Genomic DNA, 24702 nt, shown 5'->3' with positions numbered 1-24702 from the left:
AATGAAAGTGTCCACGGAACTTAGGTTACCTCACATCGTGTCTGCCGTGTCATCATCGGGTTGACAAAATGTGAACGTTTTTATGATTTCGCTCACGCTTGTTCCATTGCCTAACATTTAGGATTTGCGCAACTGCCATACGGCGCATGCTAAAATCCCACGCTTGTCTGTAGCTAAGTAGGTGGGCGCACCAAGGTTGTGCACCTGTCGGCCTGGCGGCATCGAACATGCAGCAAATTTGCGTACAGCTAATATAACCACAGCCTGAGATCAGTCCCGCCAATGGATCAATTCGCAAAAGAAACAATCCCCATTTCCCTCGAAGAAGAGATGCGCAAGAGCTACCTCGATTACGCGATGAGCGTGATCGTCGGGCGCGCCTTGCCGGATGTGCGCGACGGCTTGAAGCCGGTGCACCGCCGCGTCCTGTACGCCATGCACGAAAGTAATTACGTGCACAACCGCCCGTACGTGAAATGCGCGCGCGTGGTCGGCGATACGATGGGTAAGTACCACCCGCACGGCGACGCGTCGATCTACGACACGCTGGTGCGCATGGCCCAGGATTTCTCCTTGCGCTACACGCTGATCGATGGCCAGGGCAACTTCGGTTCGGTCGACGGCGACAGCGCCGCGGCGATGCGTTACACCGAGTGCCGCCTCGACAAGATCGCCGGCGAGATCCTGGCCGATATCGACAAGGACACGGTCGACTTCCAGCCCAACTATGATGGCAAGGAAAAAGAACCGACGGTCTTGCCGACCCGGATCCCGAATCTGCTGATCAACGGTTCGTCCGGCATCGCGGTCGGCATGGCCACCAACATTCCGCCGCACAACCTGACCGAGATCGTCAACGGCGCCCTGCACGTGCTGCGCAATCCCGACTGCACCATCGACGAGCTGATCGAGATCATCCCGGCCCCGGACTTCCCGACCGCCGGCATCATCTACGGCGTCTCGGGCGTGCGCGACGGCTACCGCACCGGACGCGGACGCGTGGTGATGCGCGCCAAGACCCACTTCGAGGAATACGGCAAGGATGGCGGCCGCATCGCCATCATCGTCGACGAGCTGCCCTACCAGGTGAACAAGAAATCGCTGCTCGAGCGCATCGCCGAAAACGTGCGCGACAAGAAGCTGGAAGGCATTTCCGACATCCGCGACGAGTCCGACAAATCGGGCATGCGCGTGGTGATCGAGCTGAAACGCGGCGAAGTGCCGGAAGTCGTGCTCAACAATCTGTACAAGCAGACCCAGTTGCAGGACACCTTCGGCATGAACATGGTGGCGCTGGTCAACGGCCAGCCGAAGCTGCTGAACCTCAAGCAGATGCTGCAGTGCTTCCTGTCGCACCGGCGCGAAGTGGTCACGCGCCGCACCGTGTTCGAACTGCGCAAGGCGCGCGAACGCGGCCACATGCTCGAAGGCCTGGCGGTCGCCCTGGCCAATATCGACGACTTCATCGCCATCATCAAGGCCGCGCCGTCGCCGCCGATCGCCAAGACCGAACTGATGGCGCGCGCCTGGGATTCCTCGCTGGTGCGCGAAATGCTGCTGCGCACCGCCGAAGGCGCCACCGTCGGCGGCGTCGAAGCCTTCCGTCCGGAGCACCTGCCGAAGCACTACGGCATGCAGCCCGACGGCCTGTACAAGCTGTCCGACGAACAGGCGCAAGAGATCCTGCAGATGCGCCTGCAGCGCCTGACCGGCCTGGAACAGGACAAGATCGTCAACGAGTACAAAGACATCATGGCGCACATCGCCGACCTGCTCGACATCCTGGCCAAGCCGGAGCGCGTGACCGTCATCATCACCGACGAAATGACGGTGATCATGAACGAGTACGGCGTCGGCAACAAGGACGTGCGCCGCTCGACCATCGAGCACAATGCCACCGACCTGGAAACCGAAGACCTGATCACGCCGCAGGACATGGTCGTGACCCTGTCGCACACCGGCTACATGAAGTCGCAGCCGATCTCCGAATACCGTGCGCAAAAGCGCGGCGGACGCGGCAAGCAGGCCATGGCGACCAAGGAAGAGGACTGGATCGACCAGCTGTTCATCGCCAACACGCACGATTACATCCTGTGCTTCTCGAACCGCGGCCGCATGTACTGGCTGAAGGTATGGGAAGTGCCGCAAGGCTCGCGCAACTCGCGCGGCAAGCCGATCGTCAACATGTTCCCGCTGCAGGACAACGAGAAGATCACCGTGGTGCTGCCGCTGTCGGGCGTGAACCGCACCTTCCCGGAAGACCATTACGTGTTCATGGCGACCAGCCTCGGTACCGTCAAGAAGACCCCGCTGAAAGACTTCAGCAATCCGCGCAAGGCCGGCATCATCGCGGTCGACCTGGACGACGGCGACTTCCTGATCGGCGCCGCGCTGACCGATGGCGAACACGATGTGATGCTGTTCTCCGACTCCGGCAAGGCGGTGCGCTTCGACGAAAACGACGTGCGTCCGATGGGCCGTACCGCGCGCGGCGTGCGCGGCATGAACCTGGAAGAGGGCCAGAACGTGATCGCCCTGCTGGTGGCCGAGAACGAGCAGCAGTCGGTCCTGACGGCCACCGAGAACGGCTTCGGCAAGCGTACCCCGATCACCGAGTACACCCGCCACGGCCGCGGCACCAAGGGCATGATCGCGATCCAGACCAGCGAACGTAACGGCCGCGTGGTCGCCGCCACCCTGGTCGAGCCGAGCGACGAGATCATGCTGATCACCACCGGCGGCGTCCTGATTCGCACGCGCGTGTCGGAAATCCGCGAGATGGGCCGCGCCACCCAGGGCGTGACCCTGATCGCGGTCGAAGACGGCACCAAGCTCAGTGGCTTGCAGCGCATCGTCGAAACCGACCTCGAAGACGTCGACCTCGAAAACCCGCCGGAGTAAAAAACGGCGGGGGGCCGGCATTGTTTTCACACTTCGTGCGAAAATGATGCCGGCCCCTTTTTTTTTGACCCGGATCCGGCACGGACAGGGTCATGAAAACGGCGCCGACACATCGCCCCCCATTCGCAAGGACCATCGTGACCCAGATCTACAACTTCTCCGCCGGCCCCGCCGTCCTGCCCAAGGAAGTGCTGCAAGAGGCAGCCGCCGACATGCTCGACTGGCATGGCAGCGGCATGTCGGTGATGGAGATGAGCCACCGCGGTCCCGAGTTCATCTCGATCTACGAAGCGGCCGTGCGCGACCTGCGCCAGCTGCTCGATGTTCCATCCAACTACAAGATCCTGTTCCTGCAAGGCGGCGGCCTGGGCGAAAACGCCATCGTGCCGATGAACCTCGTCGGCCGGGTATCGCCATCGGGCCAGCCGGCCACCATCGACTTCGTGCACACCGGTTCCTGGTCCGGCAAGTCGGTCAAGGAAGCGGCGCGCTACGCGACGGTCAACGTGGCCGCCAGCAGCGAAGGCACGCGCTTCACCACGGTGCCGCCGCAAAGCGGCTGGAAGCTCACCCCCGGCGCCGCCTACCTGCACCTGTGCACCAACGAGACCATCGACGGCGTCGAATACAACTTCGTGCCCGAACTGGCCGACGGCACGCCGATCGTGGCCGACATGTCCTCGCACATCCTGTCGCGCACGATCGACGTGAGCAAATACGGCGTCATTTTCGCCGGCGCGCAAAAGAACATCGGCCCGGCCGGCCTGACGCTGGTGATCGTGCGCGAGGATCTGCTCGGCCACGCGCTGCCGATCTGCCCGTCCGCCTTCGACTGGAGCACCGTCGCCGCGCACGACTCGATGTACAACACGCCGCCCACCTACGGCATCTACATCGCCGGCCTGGTATTCGCGCACCTGCTGCGCCAGGGCGGGGTGGCCGCCGCCGAGCGGCGCAACATCGCCAAGGCCGAACTGCTGTACGCCGCACTCGACGCCGACGATTTTTACCAGAACCGGGTGGCGCAAGACTGCCGCTCGCGCATGAACGTACCGTTCTACCTGCGCGACGAAACACTGAACGACACATTCCTGGCCGGTGCAAAAGCGCGCGGCCTGCTGCAGCTCAAGGGCCACAAGTCCGTGGGCGGTATGCGCGCATCGATCTACAACGCGATGCCGATCGAGGGCGTGCAAGCCCTGGTCGATTACCTGAACGAGTTCGCCGGCCGTACCTGATCGCGGGCGCGTCCCGTGCGAACAACCGATTCACCGCAAACCATGCCGCACCGATGACAGACAAACTTACCCCATTGCGCGAACAGATCGATGCGATCGACGCGCAGATTCTCGACCTGCTCAGCCAGCGCGCGCGCCTGGCGCAGGAAGTCGGCCACGTCAAGGCCGAAACCAGCGCCCCCGTGTTCCGTCCCGAACGCGAAGCGCAAGTGCTGCGCGGCGTGGCCGACCGCAATCCCGGCCCGCTCAAGGCGGCCGAAGTGCAGACCATCTTCCGCGAGATCATGTCGGCCTGCCGCTCGCTCGAAAAGCGCGTCACCGTGGCCTACCTCGGGCCGTCCGGCACCTTTACCGAGCAGGCCGCGTTCCAGCAGTTCGGCACCGCCATCGAAGGGCTGCCCTGCATCTCGATCGATGAAGTGTTCCGCGCGACCGAAGCCGGCACCGCCGATTTCGGCGTGGTCCCGGTCGAAAATTCGTCCGAAGGCGCGGTCAACCGCACCCTCGACCTGATGCTCGGCACCACCACCATCATCAGCGGCGAGATCTCGATCCCCGTGCACCACAGCCTGATGACCAGGACCGGCAATATGGATGGCGTGACGGTGGTGTGCGCCCACTCGCAGGCGCTGGCCCAGTGCCAGGTCTGGCTGAACCAGAACTACCCCGGCATCGAACGGCGCGCGGTGGTATCGAACGCCGAAGCGGCCGTCATGGCCAGCAAGGATCCGGCGATCGCGGCGATCGCCAGCGAAATGGCGGGCGAACAGTACCGCCTCGGCGTGGTCAAGGGCCACATCCAGGACGACCCGCACAACCGCACCCGCTTTGCCGTCATCGGCCACCTGCAGACCAATCCGTCCGGCGCCGACCAGACCTCGCTGGTGCTGGCGGTGCCGAACAAGGCGGGCGCCGTGTACAACCTGCTGGCGCCGCTGGCCGTCAATGGCGTGTCGATGACGCGCTTCGAATCGCGCCCGGCCCGCATCGGCACCTGGGAATACTATTTTTACGTCGACATCGAAGGCCACGTGCAGGACCCTGCGGTGGCCAAGGCGCTCGACGAACTGCGCGATAACGCCGCCTTCTTCAAGGTGCTCGGCTCGTACCCGCTCAGTCTTTGATTTTTTCGAATTTAAAACAACTACAGAGATAAACCATGTCCCAGCAATTCGGTCCAGAATACGTCCGTGCCATCGCCCCCTACCAGGCGGGCAAACCGATCGCCGAAGTCGCGCGCGAGTTCGGCCTCGACGAAGCGAACATCGTCAAACTGGCGTCCAACGAGAATCCCTTCGGCGTGCCGGAGTCGAGCCAGCAAGCCATGGCCGCGGCCGTCGCCGACCTGGGACGCTACCCGGACGCCAACGGTTTCGACCTGAAAGCGGCGCTCTCCAAGCGCTACGAGGTGCCGGCCGACTGGATCACCCTGGGCAACGGCAGCAACGACATCCTCGAAATCGCCGCCCACGCCTTTGTACAAAAAGGCCAGGCCGTGGTCTACTCCCAGTATTCCTTCGCCGTGTACGCGCTGGCCACGCAAGGCGTGGGCGCGCGCGCCATCGTGGTGCCGGCCAGGGAATACGGGCACGACCTCGACGCCATGGCGGCGGCCATCGACGCCGACACGCGCCTGGTCTTCATCGCCAACCCGAACAACCCGACCGGCACCTTCATCCCGGCCGCGCAGATCGAAGCGTTCCTGAACAAGGTGCCGGCCGGCGTGGTCGTGGTGCTGGACGAAGCGTATAACGAATTCCTGGCGCCCGAGCAGCAGTTCGAGTCGAGCCAGTGGGCGCGCAAGTACCCGAACCTGCTGGTCTCGCGCACCTTCTCCAAGGCCTACGGCCTGGCCGGCCTGCGCGTCGGTTTTGCCATTGCGCAGCCGGCCCTGACCGACCTGATGAACCGCATCCGCCAGCCGTTCAACGTCAACTCGCTGGCGCAGGCCGCCGCCATCGCCGCCCTGAACGACAAGCCCTTCCTGGAGCAGGGCGCCAGGAACAACGCGGCCGGCTACGCCCAGTTCGTCGAGGCTTTTGAGGAACTGGGGCTGCAGTACGTGCCGTCGTTCGGTAACTTCGTGCTGGTCAAGGTCGGCGACGACGATGGCGCCGGCGCGCGCGTCAACCTGGCGCTGCTCAAGCAAGGCGTGATCGTGCGCCCGGTCGGCAATTACGGCCTGCCGCAATGGCTGCGCATCTCGATCGGCCTGCCGGCCGAAAACGCGATCTTCATCGCCGCCCTCAAGAAAGCGCTGGCCTGACGTGCTCAATAAAGTCGTCATTGTCGGCGTAGGGCTGATCGGCGGCTCCTTCGCGCGCGCGCTGCGCCATGCGGGCGTGGTCGGCACCCTGGTCGGCGTGGGCCGCTCGCCCGAGGCCATGGCGCGCGCGCTCGCACTGGGCATCGTCGACCAGGTGGCGGACTCGATGCAGGAGGCCATGGCGGGCGCCGACCTGGTGCTGGTCGCCGCCCCGGTGGCGCAGACCGCGACCATCCTGGCCTCGCTGCTGCCGTACCTGGAGGCGGGAACCGTGCTCACCGACGCCGGCAGCACCAAGTCCGACGTGGTGGCGGCGGCGCGCGCCGCGCTGGGCGGGCGTGTCGGCCAGTTCGTGCCGGGGCACCCGATTGCCGGGCGCGAAACCAACGGTCCGGACGCCGCCATCGTCGACCTGTACCACGGCAAGAAGACCGTGCTCACGCCGCTGGCCGAAAATGCGGCCGCCGATGTCGAGCGCGTGGCCGCCGCGTGGCGCGCCTGCGGCGCCATCATCCACACGCTCTCGCCGCAGGAGCACGACACCGTATTCGCCTCGGTCAGCCACCTGCCGCATCTGCTGGCGTATGCGCTGGTCGACGACATCGCCCGCAAGCCGCATGCGGGGTTGCTGTTCCAGTACGCCGCCAGCGGATTTCGCGACTTCACCCGGATTGCCGGCTCCTCGCCCGAGATGTGGCGCGACATCAGCCTGGCCAACCAGGCTGCCCTGCTGGGCGAATTGGACGCATATCTGGCACAATTGACAGGATTGCGCGCCATGCTCGCCAATGGCGACGGCGCCGCCATCGAAGCGGTCTACGCCAACGCCCAGCGCGCGCGCTGCCGCTGGATCGAAGCGATCGAAGCGGCCGAAGCGCCGCCGGCGCCGGACAGCAGTCCCGAATAAACCCAGCATTTCAAGGAACCCTCAGCATGACCCAGCCAAAGCAGTACCCGCACCATATCGATCTCAAGCCCGTCATGCACGTCGAGGGCGTGGTGCGGCTGCCGGGGTCCAAGAGCATCTCCAACCGCACCTTGCTGCTGGCCGCGCTGGCCGAAGGCAGCACCACCATCGTCGACCTGCTGGCGTCCGACGACACCCTGGTCATGCTGGGCGCATTGCGCTCGCTGGGCCTGGGCTGGGAGCAGGTCGATGAGCACACCCACGTCGTGCAGGGCGGCGGCGGCAGCCTGCCGGTGCACGCAGCCGATCTGTTCATGGGCAATGCCGGCACCGCGATCCGGCCGCTGACGGCGGCGCTGGCGGTGATCGGCGGCGACTATACCCTGCATGGCGTCACGCGCATGCACGAGCGCCCGATCGGCGACCTGGTCGACGCCCTGAACGCCATCGGCGCCCAGATCGAGTACACCGGCGTGGAAGGATTTCCGCCGCTGCGCATCCGGCGCGGGCATATCCACGCGCAGCGCCTGTCGGTGCGCGGCAATGTATCGAGCCAGTTCCTGACCGCGCTGCTGATGGCCGCGCCGCTGATGGCGCGTGAGCATCCGGTCACCATCGACGTGGTCGGCGAACTTATTTCCAAGCCGTATATCGAAATTACCCTGAACCTGATGCGGCGCTTCGGCGTGACGGTGCAGCAGGATGGGTGGCAATCGTTCACGGTGCAGCCGGGGCAGCGCTATACCAGTCCGGGCACCATCCATGTCGAAGGCGACGCCTCGTCGGCCTCATACTTCCTGGCGGCGGGCGCGATCGGCGGCGGTCCGATCCGGGTCGAGGGAGTAGGGCGCGACAGCATCCAGGGCGACGTGCGCTTTGCCGAAGCGCTGGAACAGATGGGCGCGACGATCACGCGCGGCGACAACTGGATCGAAGCGCGTTCGAACGGCGTGTTGAAAGCCATCGACGCCGACTTCAACCACATTCCGGACGCGGCGATGACGATTGCGGTGGCGGCCTTGTACGCCGACGGCACCACGACCTTGCGCAACATCGCCAGCTGGCGGGTGAAAGAGACCGACCGCCTGAGTGCGATGGCGACCGAACTGCGCAAGCTGGGCGCGATCGTGGTGGAGGGTCCCGACTTCATTTCGGTGACCCCGCCCGAGGGCGAGCTGAGCGCGGCGACGATCGACACCTACGACGACCACCGGATGGCGATGTGCTTCTCGCTGGCCAGCTTGGATGGTAAAGCGCGGCGCGGCAACACGATGCGCATCAACGACCCGAAGTGTGTCGCCAAGACCTTCCCCGACTACTTCGACGCCTTCGCCGGCATCGCCCGCGACCAACTGATTTAAGCTGAAACTCCTACAACTGAGCTCAACCCGCCTACAACCGGGGTCAGAGCTTTAATTGGAAATAAATTGCTCAGCAACTAAACAATCCGACAACCGGGGACTGAGGTCTGATTCGAAACAAATTGCCACGCATCGACTGAATGTGTTGTCACCAAACGAAGCCGCGTCGTGCGCACGCAGCAGGGCGCCGATGGTACCGGCGGACAGCGTTACAACGCTGCTTACTGCTGCCCCGCGTGCTTACTTCGTTGGCAACTAATTTCGAACCGGAGTTCAGGCCCCGGCGGATCGTTTTTGCAATGTTGCGAATAAAAGCTCTGACCCCGGTTGGTGCGTTTTGAAATGTTTCTAATTAAAGCTCTGACCCCGGTTGTGGGAATGTTGAGCCGCGTTGTGGGATTTTTCGCGGCAGCGTTTTTGCTCGTTTTATCGTGTTTTTACCAGGACATCGTCCCATGCCACATTCTCATATTCCCGTCATCGCCATCGATGGTCCCACCGCTTCCGGCAAGGGCACCGTCGCCCACAGGGTGGCCGATCGGCTCGGCTTCCATTACCTCGATTCCGGCGCCCTGTACCGCCTCACCGCGCTGATGGCCCTGCGCCGCGCCACGCCGCTGAGCGACGAACACGGCCTCGCCAAGCTGGCCGAACACCTCCCCGCCAGCTTCAGCGGCGGCGAAATCCTGCTGGCCAACGAAAATGTCACCCAACTCATCCGCGCCGAGGAAGTTGGCAACATGGCATCGAAGATCGCCGCCCTCCCGGCCGTGCGCCAGGCCCTGTTCGCCCTCCAGCTGGGCTTTCGCCGCGCCCCGGGACTGGTCGCCGACGGCCGCGACATGGGCACCGTTATCTTTCCGCACGCCCAGTTGAAGGTGTTCCTGACCGCCAGTACCGAGGCGCGCGCGCAACGCCGATATAAGCAATTGATTGACAAGGGCTTTTCTGCTAATATAGAAGACCTCCTGTCCGATTTGAAGGCGCGCGACGACCGTGATACTTACCGGGCCATCGCGCCGCTCATGCCGGCGGAAGGGGCGCACCTGCTCGACACCTCCCACATGACCGCTGACGAAGCGGTCGAGGAAGTGCTGAAATGGTATGCGCACGCCAAGTAGTAAAGTAGTAGCAATGGGTGCTTGCAATCGCAATCGTGCCGTTGCAGGCGTTGATTCAACCTATAACCCAGTTTAAGTCGCATGGTGCGATCTCTGCTGGCTAACTCGTGTACAAACTATGTCTACAGCAACAACTGAAGCAACCGGTATGGAAAGTTTTGCAGCGCTCTTCGAGGAATCGTTGTCGCGCCAAGATATGCGCTCCGGCGAAGTTATTTCCGCTGAAGTCGTGCGTCTCGACCACAATTTCGTGATCGTCAACGCCGGCCTCAAATCCGAAGCTTTCATTCCTATCGAAGAATTCAAGAACGACCAGGGCGAACTGGAAGTTCAAGTCGGCGATTTCGTTTCCGTAGCGATTGAGTCGCTGGAAAACGGCTTCGGCGACACCATCCTGTCGCGCGACAAGGCAAAACGCCTGGCCTCGTGGCTGGCGCTGGAAAAAGCCATGGAATCGGGCGAGATCGTCGTCGGTACCGTCAATGGCAAGGTCAAGGGCGGCCTGACCGTGCTGACCAACGGCATCCGCGCATTCCTGCCGGGTTCGCTGGTCGACACCCGTCCTGTCAAGGACACCACCCCGTTCGAAGGCAAGACCCTGGAATTCAAGGTCATCAAGCTCGACCGTAAGCGTAACAACGTGGTTCTGTCCCGCCGCGCCGTGATCGAAGCATCGATGGGCGAAGAGCGTCAGAAACTGATGGAAACGCTGAAAGAAGGCACCGTGGTTACCGGCGTCGTCAAGAACATCACCGACTACGGCGCGTTCGTGGATCTGGGCGGTATCGACGGCCTGCTGCACATCACCGACCTGGCATGGCGTCGTGTGCGTCACCCATCGGAAGTGCTGACCGTCGGCCAGGAAATCACCGCCAAGGTCCTGAAGTACGATCAGGAAAAGAACCGTGTCTCGCTGGGCGTGAAGCAACTGGGCGACGATCCTTGGACCGGTCTGTCCCGTCGTTACCCGCAAAGCACCCGTCTGTTCGGCAAAGTAACGAACCTGACCGACTACGGCGCGTTCGTGGAAGTCGAGCAGGGTATCGAAGGTCTGGTTCACGTCTCCGAAATGGACTGGACCAACAAGAACGTGGCGCCAAACAAAGTTGTCCAGCTGGGCGACGAAGTGGAAGTCATGGTTCTCGAGATCGACGAAGAGCGTCGCCGTATTTCGCTGGGCATGAAGCAGTGCAAAGCCAATCCATGGGATGACTTCGGCGTTACCCACAAGAAGGGCGACAAAGTCCGCGGCGCGATCAAGTCGATCACCGACTTCGGCGTGTTCATCGGCCTGGCCGGCAACATCGACGGCCTGGTGCACCTGTCCGACCTGTCCTGGACCGAAACCGGCGAAGAAGCTGTGCGCCGTTTCAAGAAGGGCGACGAACTGGAAGCCATCGTGCTGGCGATCGACGTCGAGCGCGAGCGCGTTTCCCTGGGTGTCAAGCAACTCGAAGGCGACCCATTCAACAACTTCGCTGCCATGAACGACAAAGGCTCCCTGGTCACGGGTACGGTCAAGTCGGTCGAGCCTAAGGGCGCTGTGATCCAGCTGTCCGAAGAAGTGGAAGGCTACCTGCGTGCTTCCGAAATCTCGCGCGACCGCGTTGAAGATGCCGGTACCCACCTGAAGGTTGGCGATTCGGTTGAAGCGCTGGTCATCAACATCGACCGCAAGGCTCGCAGCATCCAGCTGTCGATCAAGGCGAAAGACAATGTTGAAACCCAGGAAGCGATGCAGAAAATGGCTTCGTCCTCCGACAACAATGCGGCATCGGGCACCACCAGCCTGGGCGCACTGTTGAAAGCTAAGTTCGACAACAAGAACTAAGACACTCGGAATCGACAGATGACGAAGTCCGAGTTGATTAACCGCCTGGCTGAGCGCTATTCTCAGCTGGTGGCCAAGGATGCGGAGTACGCTGTCAAGACCATCCTCGATGCCATGACCAACGCCTTGGCGACCGGTCAGCGCATCGAGATCCGTGGTTTCGGCAGTTTTGCCCTGAACAGCCGGCCGCCGCGCATCGGACGCAATCCCAAGTCCGGCGACAAGGTGATGGTGCCCGAAAAACGGGTGCCGCACTTCAAGCCGGGCAAGCAATTGCGCGAACGGGTAGATGCGATGGTCGGGCAGCCGATTATTGAAGACTGAGTCGTTTGTCGACACAGAAGAACGGCATCCTTGGATGCCGTTTTTTTTCGCCCGTCATGTCCTTGCGCCTGAGGTGAATCTTCCGGCCGTCGACCTCAACGCCGCCGTTCCCGCGCAGGCGGGAACCCGAGTTGGTCGAGCCGCTTACCCGCTCCCCGGCCGCCCTTTGTTTTGGTGTAATATGCGACACTTGCGACCTTTTCAGACTGGACCTGGCTGATGAAATTTGTATCCACCATCGTTGGATTTATTCTGTTTATCCTGTTTTTCGGCTTCGCCCTGAAGAACACGCAGGAAGTCGACCTGCACTTTTTCCTCAATTACGAACTGCGCGGCCCCCTGGTGCTGATGCTGCTGGGCTTTTTCGTCGCCGGCGCCGCCCTCGGCATCCTGGCCGTCACGCCCACCGTGTTCCGCCACCGCCGCGAAACGTCGAAACACAAGAACACCATCGTCGCCCTGCAAACCGTGGCGCGCACCAATGTTGCCCAGCCGCAGCCGGACAGCGTCAGTACGCAGCAATAACCCGGCCATACGCCGGCACTCACGATCTGAAAAACCAACAAAAAGAATCGCATGGAATTTGAAATCTGGATGTTGCTTGGCATCCCACTGTTTTTCGCCCTGGGATGGATCGCCGCGCGCGTCGACATCAAGCAGCTGCTCTCCGAATCGCGCACCTTGCCGCGCGGGTATTTTCGCGGCCTGAACTTCCTGCTCAACGAGCAGCCCGACAAGGCCATCGACGCCTTCATCGACATCGTCAAGCTCGATCCCGAAACGGTCGAGATGCACTTCGCCCTCGGCAACCTGTTCCGCCGCCGCGGCGAAATCGAACGCGCCATCCGCGTCCACCAGAACCTGCTCTCGCGCCCCGACCTGCCGGCCGACGAGAAGGCCCACGGCCAGTACGAACTGGGCATGGACTATCTCAAGGCCGGCCTGCTCGACCGCGCCGAGGAAACCTTCAACCTCCTGCTCGATACGCCCTACGGCGCCCAGGCCCGCCGCGCCCTGCTCGAAATCTACCAGCGCGAAAAGGAATGGCCGCGCGCGATCGAAGCCGCCCTCGGCCTGCAGGAATCGGGCGCCGGCGCGCGCCAGAAGGAAATCGCCCAGTTCTACTGCGAGCTGGCCCAGGATGCCCTGGTCCACATGCACACCGACGATGCCCTGGCCTTGCTCGACAAGGCCCTGCACGCCGACCGCAAGAACGTGCGCGCGACGCTCCTGACCGGCGACGCCCAGCTGGTCAAGGACGATGTCGAAGGCGCGCTGGTGACCTGGCGCCGCGTCGAACAGCAAAGCGTGCCGCACGTGGCCCTGGTGGCGCAGCGCCTGATGGACGGCTACCGCAAGGTCGGCCGCCCGCAGGAAGGCGTCAACCTGCTGCGCTCCTACCTGGCCGAAGCGTCCTCGATCGACCTGATCGAAGTGGTGTTCAAGGCTGTCATCGAACTCGATGGGGTGGACGCGGCCAAGCAGCTGATGATCGAGGAACTGCGCCGCAATCCGACCCTGCTGGGACTCGACAAGCTGCTCGAAGCGCGCCTGATGGACGCCCCGGCCGATGTCTGGGACGAGCTGTCGATGGTGAAGAACCTGGTGCGCGGCTACACCCAGAAGCTGGCGCGCTACCAGTGCAGCCACTGCGGCTTCAAGGCGCGCCAGTTCTACTGGCAGTGCCCGGGATGCAGCCGCTGGGAGACCTACCCGCCGCGCCGCACCGAAGAACTCAATGTCATGAATTAAGCGTATCAGGAACCGATGACCGATCTCGCCACCACTCCCGCGCGCCTGACTGGCGCCGACAGCCATCCCCTCATTGCCGCGCCCGACCTGGGCGCGGTGCGCATCCTGGTCGTCGGCGACGTGATGCTGGACCGTTACTGGTTCGGCGACGTCAGCCGCATTTCGCCCGAAGCGCCGGTGCCGATCGTGCGCATCGAGAAGCGCGAAGAGCGCCTGGGCGGCGCCGCCAACGTGGCGCGCAACGCGGCCGCCCTGGGCGCGCGCTGCGGCCTGCTGGGCGTGGTCGGCGCCGACGAAGCGGGCGAGCAGGTGGCGCAGCTGCTGGCCGAGTCGCGCATCGACAGCTACCTGCAGCGCGACGCGGCCATTTCGACCATCATCAAGCTGCGCGTGATCGGCCGCCAGCAGCAGCTGCTGCGCATCGACTTCGAAGACGCGCCGACCGACACGGTCCTGCGCGACAAGCTCACCCAGTTCAACGCGCTGCTGCCCGATTACGACGTGGTGATCCTGTCCGACTACAACAAGGGCAGCCTGGTGAATGTGGCGCAGATGGTCGCGGCGGGCCGCGCGGCCGGCAAGATCGTCATGGTCGATCCCAAGGGCGACGATTTTTCGCGCTACGCCGGCGCCACCGTGCTCACGCCCAACAAGTCGGAATTCCGCCGCATCGCCGGCAGCTGGTCGACCGAAGCACAGCTAACCGCCAAGGCCCAGGCCCTGCGCGCCGAACTGCGCCTCGACGCCTTGCTGCTCACGCGCTCGGAAGAGGGCATGAGCCTGTACACCGAACATGAAGTGCTGCACATGCACGCCGACGCGCGCGAAGTGTTCGACGTCTCCGGCGCCGGCGACACGGTGATCGCCACCATGGCCTCGATGCTCGGCGCCGGCATGCCGATGGCCGACGCCATCATGACCGCCAACCGCGCCGGCGGCATCGTCGTCGGCAAGCTCGGCACGGCGACCGTGACGCGCGAAGAACTGTTCGGCCGGTAAAACAGCCGAGCCTGCCTACACGATTGGCGTTTTGCCGTTCTGATAACGCTCAATCGGCGCGGTCAACATTGTGCCGGGTCATCCGTTGATTTGTCGGGGCCGCAATCGCGTCCCTCTAATCCGAAGGAGACACAAGATGATCCGACAATTGATGATGGCCGCCGCCACCCTGGTGGCCGCAATGAGCATGGCGTTTGCCCAGGTCGACGTGAACAAGGCGGACGCTGCCGCACTGGACAGCGTCAAGGGCATCGGCCCTTCCACCTCCAAAATGATCCTGGAGGAACGCACCAAGGGCGGCGAATTCAAGGACTGGGCCGACTTTTCCAGGCGCGTCAAGGGCGTGGGCGACAAGCGCGCCGTCAAGCTGTCGCAAGCCGGGCTGCAGGTAGCGGGCAAGCCCTTCGATGGGGCCGCACCGGCAACTGCGGCCAGGGCCGCGCCGGCCGCCAAGCCGGCAGCGGCCGTCAAACCGGCGCAGCCGCCATCGAAGATGTAAGCGCCGTGGTTCCGGCCCAAAAACCCGCCGCCGACGCTGCGGGTTTTTTCATGCGCGCGCACCGGTTTTTTTCGCTGTATGGACGCTCTTGTGCGCTGCGGCTCGTGAGAAGATAAGGCCGCTCATTTCACTGTCGCCCGTCGCAAAGGACCTCCCATGGCATCTGTCCCCTTCACCAAACCCCTGCTGGCCACCCTGATCGCCGCCGCTGCCGGCGCCTGCGCCGCCGCTTCCGCTCCCGCCAGCCCCGACCTTGCGCGCCGCCAGGCCCAGGTCGACAAGATCGTCGGCGACATTTCGCCGCAGCGCATCGAGGCGCACGTGCGCAAGCTGGTCGGCTTCAAGACGCGCCACACCATGTCGGACACGGTGTCGGAGACGGTCGGCATCGGCGCCGCGCGGCGCTGGATCAAGGCCGAACTGGAACGCTGCGGCGCCGCCGCCGGCGGGCGCCTGCAGGTGAGCTTCGACAGCCATGTGGCGCCGGTATCGGCGCGCATTTCGCGCCCGACCGAGATCGTCAACGTGGTGGCGACCCTGCCCGGCACCCAGGCCGCATCGAAAGACCGCATCTACGTCGTCAGCGGCCATTACGACTCGCGCAACACCGACGTCATGGATGCCAGCGGCGACGCGCCCGGCGCCAACGACGACGCGTCCGGCACCGCCGCCGTGATGGAAATGGCGTGCGTGATGGCGCGCCACCAGTTCGACGCGACCATCGTCTTCATGGCGGTGGCGGCCGAGGAGCAGGGCCTGCTGGGCGCGGCGCATTGGGCCGAACAGGCCAGGCTGAAGAACCTGAACCTGCAGGGCATGTTCACCAACGATATCATCGGCAGCTCGCGCGCCGAGGATGGCCGCGTCGACGACAGGCAGGTGCGCCTGTTCGCCGAATCGATCCCGGCGACGAAAGAAAACAGCGAATCGAACCGCGCCCTGCTGGCGACCGGCGGCGAAAACGATTCGACCTCGCGCCAGCTGGCGCGCCACGTCAAGGAAGTGGGGGAGCGCTACGTGCCCGGCTTTACGGTCAACGTGATCCAGCGGCGCGACCGCTACCTGCGCGGAGGCGACCATATGCCCTTCCTGGAACGCGGTTATCCGGCGCTGCGCTTCACCGAGCCGAACGAAGACTTCGCGCACCAGCACCAGAACGTGCGCAAGGAAGGAACGATGCAGTATGGCGACCTGCCCGAGTTCAACGACTACAACACATCGCGCGCGTGACGCGGGTCAATGCGGCGGCCCTGGCCACCTTGTCGCTGGCGCCGGCCGCGCCGCAGAAAGTGCAGATGCGCACCGCAAAGCTGGAGAACGATTCTTCGCTGGTGTGGCAGGCCAACGGCGAGCCTGACCTGGCAGGCTACCGCATCGTCTGGCGCGACACCACCGCCGCCCAGTGGCAGGGCTCCCTGTATGTGGGCAATGTGACCGAGGCGACCGTCAAGCTGTCGAAGGATAACTACTTCTTCGGCGTGCAGGCGGTCGACAAGGACGGCAATGCGAGCGTGGCGACCTATCCTACGCCGCTCAGATAAGGAGCGCCGTTCGCGCCTGCCTTACTTCAGCGCCAGGTAGGCGTGCAGCTGCGCCACCACCGCCGCGCCTTCGCCGACGGCCGCGGCGACCCGCTTGGTCGAGCCGGCGCGCACATCGCCGATCGCGAAGACCCCCGGCACGGTGGTCTCGAGCTGTCCGTGCAGCGAGCCGTCCGGGTTGAGCATCTGCCCGGTCACGCGGCAGCGCGCCATCATGACATCGGTCCCGGTCATCACGAAGCCGGCCTTGTCGACCTGCACGCCGCAATCGGCCAGCCAGCCCGAATTCGGGTCGGCCCCCACGAACAGGAACACGCTGCGCACCGCATGGCTTTGTTCCTGCTCGTCGCGGTGCTGCCAGCGCACGCCGCTCAGGCGCTGGCCGTCGCCTTCCAGCCTGGTCAGCCTGGTATGCGTGTGCAGCACGATGTTGGGCGTCGCCGCGATCCGTTCGATCAGGTAGCTCGACATGCTGGCCGCCAGGCCGCTGCCGCGAATGAGCATGTGCACCGTCTTCGCATGCCCGGACAGGAACACGGCGGCCTGCCCGGCCGAATTGCCGCCGCCGACCAGCACCACGTCCTCGCCCTGGCACTGGCGGCCTTCCAGCGGCGAGGCCCAGTAGTACACGCCGCAGCCTTCGTACGCCGCCAGGTCGGCCAGGTCCGGCTTGCGGTAGCGGGCCCCGCAGGCCAGCACCACGGCGCGCGCCTGCACCTGGCCGCCATCGGCCAGCGACAGGCGCAGCGGATAGCGGTCGCACAGCAGCTTGTCGGCCGCCGCCGGAATCGCCACCTGCGCGCCGAACTTCTGCGATTGCACGAAGGCGCGCCCGGCCAGCGCGCGTCCCGAAATCCCGGTCGGAAAACCGAGGTAGTTTTCGATGCGCGCACTGGCGCCGGCCTGGCCGCCGAAGGCGCGGTTTTCCAGCACCAGCACCGACAGGCCTTCCGAGGCCGCATACACCGCCGTCGCCAGGCCGGACGGCCCGGCGCCGACCACCAGCACGTCGTACACCTTGTCGGGATCGAGGTCGGGCAGCAGGCCGAGGCAGTAGCCCAGTTCGGCCAGGCTCGGATTCTTCTTGACCACGCCGTCCGGGCACACCACCAGCGGCAGCTCGTGCGGGGCGGGCCGGTACATGCGGATCAGCGCTTCGGCGTTCTGGCTGGTGGCCGGGTCGAGCACCATGTGCGGATGGCCGTTGCTGGTCAAGAAGGTCTGCAGGCGGAACAGGTCGGCGCTGCCGGGCGGGCCGACCAGCACCGGCGCGCTGGTGCCCGCTTCGATCAGCCCCACGCGGCGCAGGATCAGGGCGCGCATGATGCGCTCGCCCAGTTCGGCCTCGGCCACCACCAGCGCGCGCAGCGCTTCGGGCGTGACGATCAGCGCTTCGACCGTGCCGGCCGCGTGCGCGCTGACCAGCGCCGGACTGCCCGACAATTGCCCCACGTCCGCCGTGAAGTGGCCGGGGCCGTGTTCGACGATGGTGTGGCTGTTGCCCATGCCGTCGCACTGGCTGATGCGCACCTGGCCGGAGAGCACGATCATCATGCCGGGATTGCCGCCGCCGGCCTCGAAGATGGCCTCGCCGTCGTTCCAGTGCCCGGCGCTGCCGAAGCGGCGCAGGCGCGCGATTTCGGCGCTGGTGAGGACCGGGAACATCTGGTCGCGGCGCGTTTCGTACTTGCTCAGCTGGCTCTGGGCGCGCTCCTGGATGCTGTTGTCGGGAATGAAGTCGGGGGCGGGCAGGGTGCTCATGTGCGTCGGCTCGGTGAGGGAACAGCCTTCAGTCTAGCAGCAAGCTGGCCTGTCTCATACGGACCACGGCATCGTGGATTAGAATGGGTGTTTTGTCGAACTGCAAAGAGCAACCCATGCCTTACATGACCATCGAAGATACGATCGGCAACACCCCGCTGGTGCGCCTGGTGCGCCTGCCGGGCGCCGACGCGGCCGCGCGCAATAACATCATCCTCGGCAAGATGGAGGGCGACAATCCGGCCGGCTCGGTCAAGGACCGCGCCGCCATGTCGATGCTGCGCCGGGCCGAAGAGCGCGGCCAGATCAAGCCGGGCGACACCCTGATCGAGGCCACCAGCGGCAACACCGGCATCGCGCTGGCGATGGCGGCGGCGATCCGCGGCTACAAGATGCTGCTGCTGATGCCCGAGTACCTGTCGATCGAGCGGCGCCAGAGCATGGCCGCCTACGGCGCCCAGATCATCCTCACGCCCAAGACCGGCGGCATGGAATACGCGCGCGACATGGCGGAACAGCTGCAGCGCGACGGCAAGGGCATCATCCTCGACCAGTTCGGCAACGCCGACAATCCGCGCGCCCACTACGAGTCGACCGGTCCCGAGATCTGGCGCGACACCAGGGGCGGCATCACCCACTTCGTCAGCGCCATGGGCACCACCGGCACCATCATGGGCGTGTCGCAGTACCTCAAGGAGCAGAATCCGGCGGTGCAGATCATCGGCGCCCAGCCCGAGGACGGCTCGCAGATCCCCGGCATCCGCAAATGGCCCGAAGCCTACCTGCCCAGGATCTTCGACAAGGCGCGCGTCGACCAGGTCGAGAGCGTGAGCCAGGCGGCGGCCGAGCAGATGGCGCGCCGCATGGCGGCCGAAGAGGGCATCTTCTGCGGCATTTCGGCGGCCGGCGCCTGCGAGATCGCCCTGCGCATCTCGCAGACCGTGGAAAACGCCACCATCGTCTTCATCGTGTGCGACCGCGGCGACCGCTACCTGTCGACCGGCGTGTTCCCCGCGTAAATCGAACCAAGGCGGGCCGCGGCGGCCGGCGCAAAAACAAACGCCTTCCACCTTGCACGGGTCTGACCCGTGCATGGTGGAAGGCGTTTTGCTGTGCTTCCCGCGCGCCGCCCCCCACAGGGCAAGGCGCGGGCTTATCCGGCATGGCCTGCGCGGCCGGCCGGACCGATCCCGCTATTACGCCGGATCGCCTTCTTTTGGCTTGAACTGCTTGTCGCTGATGCGGAACTTGTTGCGGCGGTCGCCCATCAAGTAGCGCAGGTCGCGGATCGACAGGTCGCTGACTTCGTGCATGCGGATCAGCAGGGAGGCGCCGACCGGCAGACGGTGGTGACGGATCTTGGAGATCACTGGCGGCGCCACTTCCAGCGCGCGCGACAGCGCCGCATCGTTCTTGAGACGCAGATTTTCGATCAGCGTATCGAGTAAACGATTTGGGTTGTATTGCAGCAGATCATCGGAGTCCGAATCGCTGTTCATATCAATGCCGACTTGGTTTGTCATGATGTCAATAATTCCTATTGTGAGTGGTGCTGCTAAGTCAAACACGCGGAGCTCGCTGCTGGGTACAACCACCGTCGATGCACTTGCGAATTTATCTTGGGTAACACTTTTTAAAAAATATACACAATTGTACAACGTTTTGTAATCTAATACCGATAAGCAATAACAGATTACAAAATGATGTCAGATGTGTTGTCTGATCGCAACATAGCCGCATTGCAATTCTCTCACAAAATCACCAGAAAACTAATTGTTTTCCCAGAAAACTTAAGTGTAAGACAATTTAGATGCACCCGCCGCACAATTCTAATGAGAACTGGCTTAATAGCAACATCTTTCTGAGTATATTAACGCAAGAGTGGTTTCTATGAAGCACGAATGAATAGTCGGGCGGACACATGGGACCGGCCGAGGCGGGTTTTTGGCGGCAGAATGCCCCCACTGCGCCCCGATTCGTTACATTCCTTTACAAAGTTTCCATCTGAGCAAGAGGCTGTCCAGTCCGGCTGAGGCGGATGGCACGGCCCAGTTCGATCACCGACATGGCGTAGAAGTAAGAGCGGTTGTATTGCGTGATGGCGAAAAAATTATCGGTGGCGATGCGGTATTCGGTCGGGTCGCTGCCGTTGGGCAGGTCGATCAGGCCGAAACGCTGGTTGGCAGGCAAGTCCAGGCCGGTCGTCACGCCGCCGGCGCGCAAGTCCTCGGCGCGCAACCTGGCCGCCAGACCCTGGTTGAGCAAATTCTCCCAGCTGCCTTGCCCGGAGACGGCGGCCGGGTAAACCAGCGGTCCCTGCTGCTTCGCCTGCCAGCCATGCTGGACCAGGAAGCTGGCCACGCTGCCGATCGCGTCGACCGCCGAGCCGCGCAGGTCGATGCTGCCGTTGTTGTCGTAGTCGACGCCGTAGGCCAGCACGCTGCCCGGCATGAATTGCGGCATGCCGATGGCGCCGGCGAAGGAGCCGAGCATCGATAGCGGGTCGATGTTCGATTTGCGCGCCAGCACCAGCGCGTTTTCCAGTTCGCCCTTGAAGAAAGCCATGCGCGCGGCCCGGTTGGGCGCCTCGGGGTAGGCAAACGCCAGGGTGGCGAGCACGTCCAGCACGCGGAAGCGCCCGGTCTGGCGCCCGTAAATCGTCTCCACGCCGATGATGCCGACGATGATCTCGGCCGGCACGCCGTACTCGGCCTGCGCGCGCGCCAGCACGGCGGCGTGCTGGTTCCAGAACGCCACGCCGGCCCTGATGCGGATCGGCTCGATGGTCGCGCGGCGGTAGTTCTGCCAGTTCTTGGGCTTGCCCTTGGGCGCCGGCTTGACCAGCTGCACGGCGGTATCGATGTAGCGGATCTGTCCGATCAGCTCGGCGAGTTCGGCGCGCGGAAAGCCGTGCCGCAGCGCCACCTCGTCGGCAAAGGCATTGACCGCCTCCGATTCGCTGAATACGGGTGCGTCGCCGGCCTCGGACGCGGCGGCGGCCGTCGCCGCTGCCGCCGCCACGGGCAGGGCCGCCTTGCCGATGGCCCTGGGCTTGGACGGGACGCTTTTCTTGCCGGGTTTCTTGGCAGGCGCGGCCTGGCTCAGGGGGCTTGCCGACACGGCAAGCGCCAGCAAGAGAGAAGTCAATTTCATTAAATGTTGTTCAGTAAACTTTTCAGGGTGGAAGCGAGCCCGGAAGCGGGCGGCCGGGCACTGTATTTGTGGGCGCTGTAGAGCGCCAGGAAGCGCTTCACGGCGGCCAGCTTGTCCGCAGGCAGCTTGCCTTGCGCGAGCCGGGCGGCGTACGCGTTCGGGCCTTCGTCGGCGGCGCGCGCCATGCCAAGCTGACTCATGCGTCGGCACAGGGCCGAGTATAGCGCATCGACCGGATCGGTCCCGCGCCGCTGGCGTAACGCGCGCCACAGCAGCGCCAGCGCGCCGATGGCGGCCAGGATGGCCAGGGTGCGCCAGTGCGCCAGGTTGAGCTTGAGGCTGTCCAGGAAGCCGCTCTGGCGCTCCGGCGTGTAGTTCAGCACCCACTGGTTCCAGCCGTGGTTGATGGCGGCCATGCGAAAGCGGAACTGTTCGAGCAATGCATTGCGTTCGCCGCTGAAGTTGAGCAGCCCGCCCAGGCCGCCCAGGGCCGGCGCGTTCCTGTTCAGTGCGCTCGACAGGCCGCGCTGCACCCGTTCCGGGGCCACGGCGGCGGTCGGATCGACCCGCACCCAGCCGCGTCCGGCGATCCAGACTTCGGTCCAGGCGTGCGCTTCGGCCTGGGTCACCGCCAGGAAGCCGCCGACCGGATTGAATTCGCCGCCCTGGTAGCCGGTGACCACGCGCGCCGGCAGCCCGGCGGCGCGCATCAGCACCACGAAGGCGCTCGCGTAATGCTCGCAGAAACCGGCGCGCGTCGCGAACAGGAATTCATCGACCGAATCGCGCCCCAGCAGCGGCGGCTGCAGGGTGTAGGAAAACGGTTCCCTGGTGAACCTGTTCAGCACTTCCCGCACCAGCAGTTCGGGATCGTCGAACGCCTGGCGCAGGCGGGCGCCGGCCTCGATCGTCCTCGGGTTGAAGCCGGGCGGCAGGGCCAGCCAGCGCGCGCGTCCCGGCAGTTCGGGACGGTTGTCGAGTTCGTAGTCGATGTGTGAGCTCATGTCGTAGCGCACGCGCTTGCCGAGCGCTGCGCTGGCCGTCATTTCCAGTTCGGCCGACATCTGCGCCCGCTGCTCGTCCAGGCGCACCAGGCGGTCCGGCAGGTCGAGCGTGAACAGCCAGTTGTTCGACGACGGCTCCAGCGTCACTTCGTAGCGGATCGCCGGCCCGCGCACCGTCAGGGCGATCTGGGCCGCCGGGCGGCGCCGCATCGGGGTCCAGGTGCGCCCGTCGAATTCGCCCAGCACCACGCCGCGCCAGTACAGTTGCGGCTTGCTCGGCGGCGGGTCGACGAAGCGCACCTGGAACACCGGCTCGTCCGATTGCGCCAGGTTCGCCATATTCCCCGGCGCCATGCTGTTCGACAAACCCATGCGCGCGCCCTGGGCGTCGCTCGGCATGCCCCACAGCGGTCCCTGGACCCGCGGGAACAGGAAAAACACCACCACCGCCAGCGGCGCCGCCAGCAGGAATACGCGCGCCGCCATCCACAGGCGCCGTCCCAGCGGCGGCACCGCGCCGGTGAACTGGAACGACAGCTGCGCCGTCAACAGCGTCACCACCGAGGCGACCATCATCAAGGCCGTGAAGATGCTCTGCGAATAAAAGAAGTTGGTCAGCACCAGGAAGATCGACAGGAAGATCACCACGAACAGGTCGCGCCGCGCGTGCATCTCCAGCATCTTGAAGGCCACCAGCAGCACCAGCATGGCTACCCCGGCATCGCGCCCGAACAGGGTGCGGTAGCTCATGAAGACGCCCGCCATGGCCGCCAGCGACAGCGGCAGCAGCAGCAGGGCGGACGGCATGCGCGTGCCGCGCAGGGTGGCCGTGGCGCGCCACAGCAGGGTCAGGCCGCACAGGGCGGAGACCCACGGCGGCAGGTGGGCGGCGTGCGGCGCCAGCACCATCAGGGCCGCAACCAGCAGCAGCAGGGTGTCGGCCTTGTCGCGCGGCAGTTGCGCCAGCAGGCGTCCCAGGCGCGGGCGGGGGGCGGATGCGGCTCGGGCGCCGCCTTTGGCCAGGCTCATGCCGTTTTCTCCAGGCCGTACAGGGCCAGCGCGCGCAGGCAGGCCGCCTGGTGCGCCTCGCCGCAGGAGGCTTCGACATCGAGGGCGCCGATGCGGAAGGCGTAGGGCAGGGCGCGCTGTTCGGCGTCCAGCACCCAGCGCGTCATGCGCGAGAGCCGCAGTTCCAGGTTCATGAAGGAGGGCAGGGCGTGGAAGTCGAGCACCAGTTCGTCGATCGCGCCGCCTTCGAAATGCTTGGTCACCAGCTGGCCGCCGTCGGCCGGATCGAGCCGCGCGATCTGGCGCCAGGCCATGTGGCGCAGCGGGTCGCCCGGCTGGTAGCTGCGGATGCCGGCAAAGTCGTCATGCCCGGCGTGGCCGTGGCCGTCGGCGCTCTCGACGCCCGATATCGGCAGCGCCGGCCCGTTCTCTTCGGGGAAGGGATAGACCAGGGCCGACAGGTCCGGCTGCCAGTAGCTCCAGGCGCGCAGCAAGCCGAGCGGAAAACGCGTGGACAGGCGAATCCGCGGCGCCGCCAGCCAGCCGCGTTCCAGGCTGGGCGCCGACAGCACCACCGCGCCGCTGCCGCCGGCGGCCACGTCGAGCGCGTGGCGCGCCTCGCCGGCTTCGATGAAGTCGATCCACAGCGCGTAGCGGTCGAGCCGGGTGCGGTTGACCACGTGCAGTTCGAACTGCGCCACCTCGCCGGCAAACACCGCTTGCGCGCGGCCCGGGCGCAGGGTCAGGTGCGCCATGTTCTTGTAGGTCATGACGATGTCGACGATGGCGCAGGTGCCCATGGTGAAGGTCAGCGCAAAGCCGAGCCCGAGCGAGTAGTTGATCGAGCCGATCAGCAGGATCAGGATCAGCAGCGCGAAGCCCATGCCGGCCCCGGTGGGCAGGATGAACACGCGGCGCTGGGCCAGGTAGGTTTCGCCGGGATCGACCCCGCGCTTCTGGAACAGCCAGTTGTCGGCCCTGGCGCGGAGCGCGGCGGGAATCAGGCGGCCGATCAGGGAGGCGGAGGCGGCCATGC

21 protein-coding genes are annotated in these 24702 nt (G+C 64.8%); 16 read left to right on the top strand and 5 right to left on the bottom strand.

The annotated features are described in order from the left end of the window. Window positions 1-282: 282 nt before the first annotated feature. From gyrA to EJB06_RS32620, 15 genes are all read left to right on the top strand, one after another. A complete protein-coding gene (gene gyrA, locus EJB06_RS21165) occupies window positions 283-2901 on the top strand; it encodes a DNA gyrase subunit A (protein WP_126075996.1) in 2619 nt (872 codons plus the stop codon). 137 nt (window positions 2902-3038) lie between these two features. Beyond that, window positions 3039-4139, top strand: coding sequence for a 3-phosphoserine/phosphohydroxythreonine transaminase (serC, locus tag EJB06_RS21160; RefSeq protein ID WP_229427192.1), 1101 nt, complete (start codon window positions 3039-3041; stop codon window positions 4137-4139). A gap of 53 nt (window positions 4140-4192) precedes the next feature. After that, window positions 4193-5263: a prephenate dehydratase gene (gene pheA, locus EJB06_RS21155; protein ID WP_126075994.1), complete on the top strand. Its 1071-nt coding sequence runs from the start codon at window positions 4193-4195 to the stop codon at window positions 5261-5263. Window positions 5264-5298: 35 nt separating this feature from the next. Continuing rightward, window positions 5299-6405: a histidinol-phosphate transaminase gene (gene hisC / locus EJB06_RS21150; protein WP_126075993.1), complete on the top strand. Its 1107-nt coding sequence runs from the start codon at window positions 5299-5301 to the stop codon at window positions 6403-6405. 1 nt (window position 6406) lies between these two features. Beyond that, window positions 6407-7312, top strand: a complete 906-nt coding sequence (locus EJB06_RS21145; RefSeq protein WP_126075992.1) for a prephenate dehydrogenase — start codon at window positions 6407-6409, stop codon at window positions 7310-7312. A 26-nt stretch (window positions 7313-7338) separates the two neighbouring features. Continuing rightward, the gene (gene aroA, locus EJB06_RS21140) at window positions 7339-8673 is read left to right on the top strand and encodes a 3-phosphoshikimate 1-carboxyvinyltransferase (protein WP_126075991.1); all 1335 of its coding nucleotides are present in this window, start codon (window positions 7339-7341) and stop codon (window positions 8671-8673) included. Window positions 8674-9128: 455 nt separating this feature from the next. Further along, the gene (gene cmk / locus EJB06_RS21135; protein ID WP_126075990.1) at window positions 9129-9794 is read left to right on the top strand and encodes a (d)CMP kinase; all 666 of its coding nucleotides are present in this window, start codon (window positions 9129-9131) and stop codon (window positions 9792-9794) included. A 118-nt stretch (window positions 9795-9912) separates the two neighbouring features. Beyond that, window positions 9913-11625, top strand: coding sequence for a 30S ribosomal protein S1 (gene rpsA / locus EJB06_RS21130; RefSeq protein ID WP_267876255.1), 1713 nt, complete (start codon window positions 9913-9915; stop codon window positions 11623-11625). Window positions 11626-11643: 18 nt separating this feature from the next. Next, a complete protein-coding gene (locus EJB06_RS21125; RefSeq protein WP_008446215.1) occupies window positions 11644-11949 on the top strand; it encodes an integration host factor subunit beta in 306 nt (101 codons plus the stop codon). Between the two features lie 219 nt (window positions 11950-12168). Further along, the gene (locus EJB06_RS21120; protein ID WP_126075989.1) at window positions 12169-12474 is read left to right on the top strand and encodes a LapA family protein; all 306 of its coding nucleotides are present in this window, start codon (window positions 12169-12171) and stop codon (window positions 12472-12474) included. A gap of 51 nt (window positions 12475-12525) precedes the next feature. Next, the gene (lapB, locus tag EJB06_RS21115; protein ID WP_126075988.1) at window positions 12526-13701 is read left to right on the top strand and encodes a lipopolysaccharide assembly protein LapB; all 1176 of its coding nucleotides are present in this window, start codon (window positions 12526-12528) and stop codon (window positions 13699-13701) included. 15 nt (window positions 13702-13716) lie between these two features. Then, window positions 13717-14700 (top strand): D-glycero-beta-D-manno-heptose-7-phosphate kinase, encoded by a 984-nt coding sequence (gene rfaE1, locus EJB06_RS21110; RefSeq protein WP_126075987.1) that lies wholly within the window; start codon window positions 13717-13719, stop codon window positions 14698-14700. A gap of 136 nt (window positions 14701-14836) precedes the next feature. After that, window positions 14837-15199 (top strand): ComEA family DNA-binding protein, encoded by a 363-nt coding sequence (locus tag EJB06_RS21105; protein ID WP_126075986.1) that lies wholly within the window; start codon window positions 14837-14839, stop codon window positions 15197-15199. A 156-nt stretch (window positions 15200-15355) separates the two neighbouring features. Then, entirely contained in the window at window positions 15356-16429 is a 1074-nt protein-coding gene (locus tag EJB06_RS21100) for a M20/M25/M40 family metallo-hydrolase (RefSeq protein ID WP_229427191.1), read from the top strand. Further along, window positions 16426-16740, top strand: a complete 315-nt coding sequence (locus tag EJB06_RS32620) for a hypothetical protein (RefSeq protein ID WP_229427190.1) — start codon at window positions 16426-16428, stop codon at window positions 16738-16740. The genes EJB06_RS21100 and EJB06_RS32620 overlap by 4 nt, the downstream gene beginning before the upstream one ends. Before the next feature lie 21 nt (window positions 16741-16761). Here EJB06_RS32620 and EJB06_RS21095 read toward each other — a convergent pair whose 3' ends face one another. Further along, a complete protein-coding gene (locus EJB06_RS21095) occupies window positions 16762-18501 on the bottom strand; it encodes an FAD-dependent oxidoreductase (protein WP_126075985.1) in 1740 nt (579 codons plus the stop codon). 116 nt (window positions 18502-18617) lie between these two features. Here EJB06_RS21095 and cysM point away from each other — a divergent pair, with 116 nt between their 5' ends. Beyond that, on the top strand, window positions 18618-19520 hold the full coding sequence (cysM, locus tag EJB06_RS21090) for a cysteine synthase CysM (protein ID WP_126075984.1): 903 nt from the start codon (window positions 18618-18620) through the stop codon (window positions 19518-19520). A 177-nt stretch (window positions 19521-19697) separates the two neighbouring features. Here the strand turns inward: cysM and EJB06_RS21085 are convergent, their stop codons facing one another. The 4 genes from EJB06_RS21085 to EJB06_RS21070 form a co-directional block, all read right to left on the bottom strand. Further along, window positions 19698-20024, bottom strand: a complete 327-nt coding sequence (locus EJB06_RS21085; protein ID WP_054266941.1) for a hypothetical protein — start codon at window positions 20022-20024, stop codon at window positions 19698-19700. Window positions 20025-20490: 466 nt separating this feature from the next. Beyond that, a complete protein-coding gene (mltB, locus tag EJB06_RS21080; RefSeq protein WP_126075983.1) occupies window positions 20491-21654 on the bottom strand; it encodes a lytic murein transglycosylase B in 1164 nt (387 codons plus the stop codon). Then, the gene (locus EJB06_RS21075; protein WP_126075982.1) at window positions 21654-23687 is read right to left on the bottom strand and encodes a transglutaminase TgpA family protein; all 2034 of its coding nucleotides are present in this window, start codon (window positions 23685-23687) and stop codon (window positions 21654-21656) included. Before EJB06_RS21075 ends, mltB begins: the two co-directional genes overlap by 1 nt. Next, window positions 23684-24700 carry a DUF58 domain-containing protein gene (locus EJB06_RS21070; protein WP_126075981.1) on the bottom strand — a complete coding sequence of 339 codons (1017 nt, stop codon included), beginning with the start codon at window positions 24698-24700 and terminating at the stop codon, window positions 23684-23686. Before EJB06_RS21070 ends, EJB06_RS21075 begins: the two co-directional genes overlap by 4 nt. Window positions 24701-24702: the final 2 nt, after the last annotated feature.

It is taken from the genome of Massilia atriviolacea (assembly GCF_003953935.1).
In the GTDB taxonomy this organism is placed as follows: Bacteria; Pseudomonadota; Gammaproteobacteria; order Burkholderiales; family Burkholderiaceae_D; genus Telluria_A; species Telluria_A atriviolacea.
The sequence above is the reverse complement of the archived record's forward strand: the minus strand, read 5'-3'. Positions and strand labels throughout refer to the sequence as shown.

Excerpts from the sequence above, each read along its gene's own strand:
- hisC (WP_126075993.1), top strand. The coding sequence starts at position 5,299 with ATGTCCCAGCAATTCGGTCCAGAATACGTCCGTGCCATCGCCCCCTAC.
- rfaE1 (WP_126075987.1), top strand. The coding sequence starts at position 13,717 with ATGACCGATCTCGCCACCACTCCCGCGCGCCTGACTGGCGCCGACAGC.
- EJB06_RS21070 (WP_126075981.1), bottom strand. The coding sequence starts at position 24,700 with ATGGCCGCCTCCGCCTCCCTGATCGGCCGCCTGATTCCCGCCGCGCTC.
- EJB06_RS21085 (WP_054266941.1), bottom strand. The coding sequence starts at position 20,024 with ATGACAAACCAAGTCGGCATTGATATGAACAGCGATTCGGACTCCGAT.
- cmk (WP_126075990.1), top strand. The coding sequence starts at position 9,129 with ATGCCACATTCTCATATTCCCGTCATCGCCATCGATGGTCCCACCGCT.
- EJB06_RS21120 (WP_126075989.1), top strand. The coding sequence starts at position 12,169 with ATGAAATTTGTATCCACCATCGTTGGATTTATTCTGTTTATCCTGTTT.
- rpsA (WP_267876255.1), top strand. The coding sequence starts at position 9,913 with ATGTCTACAGCAACAACTGAAGCAACCGGTATGGAAAGTTTTGCAGCG.
- pheA (WP_126075994.1), top strand. The coding sequence starts at position 4,193 with ATGACAGACAAACTTACCCCATTGCGCGAACAGATCGATGCGATCGAC.
- cysM (WP_126075984.1), top strand. The coding sequence starts at position 18,618 with ATGCCTTACATGACCATCGAAGATACGATCGGCAACACCCCGCTGGTG.
- EJB06_RS21125 (WP_008446215.1), top strand. The coding sequence starts at position 11,644 with ATGACGAAGTCCGAGTTGATTAACCGCCTGGCTGAGCGCTATTCTCAG.
- mltB (WP_126075983.1), bottom strand. The coding sequence starts at position 21,654 with ATGAAATTGACTTCTCTCTTGCTGGCGCTTGCCGTGTCGGCAAGCCCC.
- EJB06_RS21095 (WP_126075985.1), bottom strand. The coding sequence starts at position 18,501 with ATGAGCACCCTGCCCGCCCCCGACTTCATTCCCGACAACAGCATCCAG.
- aroA (WP_126075991.1), top strand. The coding sequence starts at position 7,339 with ATGACCCAGCCAAAGCAGTACCCGCACCATATCGATCTCAAGCCCGTC.
- gyrA (WP_126075996.1), top strand. The coding sequence starts at position 283 with ATGGATCAATTCGCAAAAGAAACAATCCCCATTTCCCTCGAAGAAGAG.
- EJB06_RS21100 (WP_229427191.1), top strand. The coding sequence starts at position 15,356 with ATGGCATCTGTCCCCTTCACCAAACCCCTGCTGGCCACCCTGATCGCC.
- lapB (WP_126075988.1), top strand. The coding sequence starts at position 12,526 with ATGGAATTTGAAATCTGGATGTTGCTTGGCATCCCACTGTTTTTCGCC.
- EJB06_RS21075 (WP_126075982.1), bottom strand. The coding sequence starts at position 23,687 with ATGAGCCTGGCCAAAGGCGGCGCCCGAGCCGCATCCGCCCCCCGCCCG.
- EJB06_RS21105 (WP_126075986.1), top strand. The coding sequence starts at position 14,837 with ATGATCCGACAATTGATGATGGCCGCCGCCACCCTGGTGGCCGCAATG.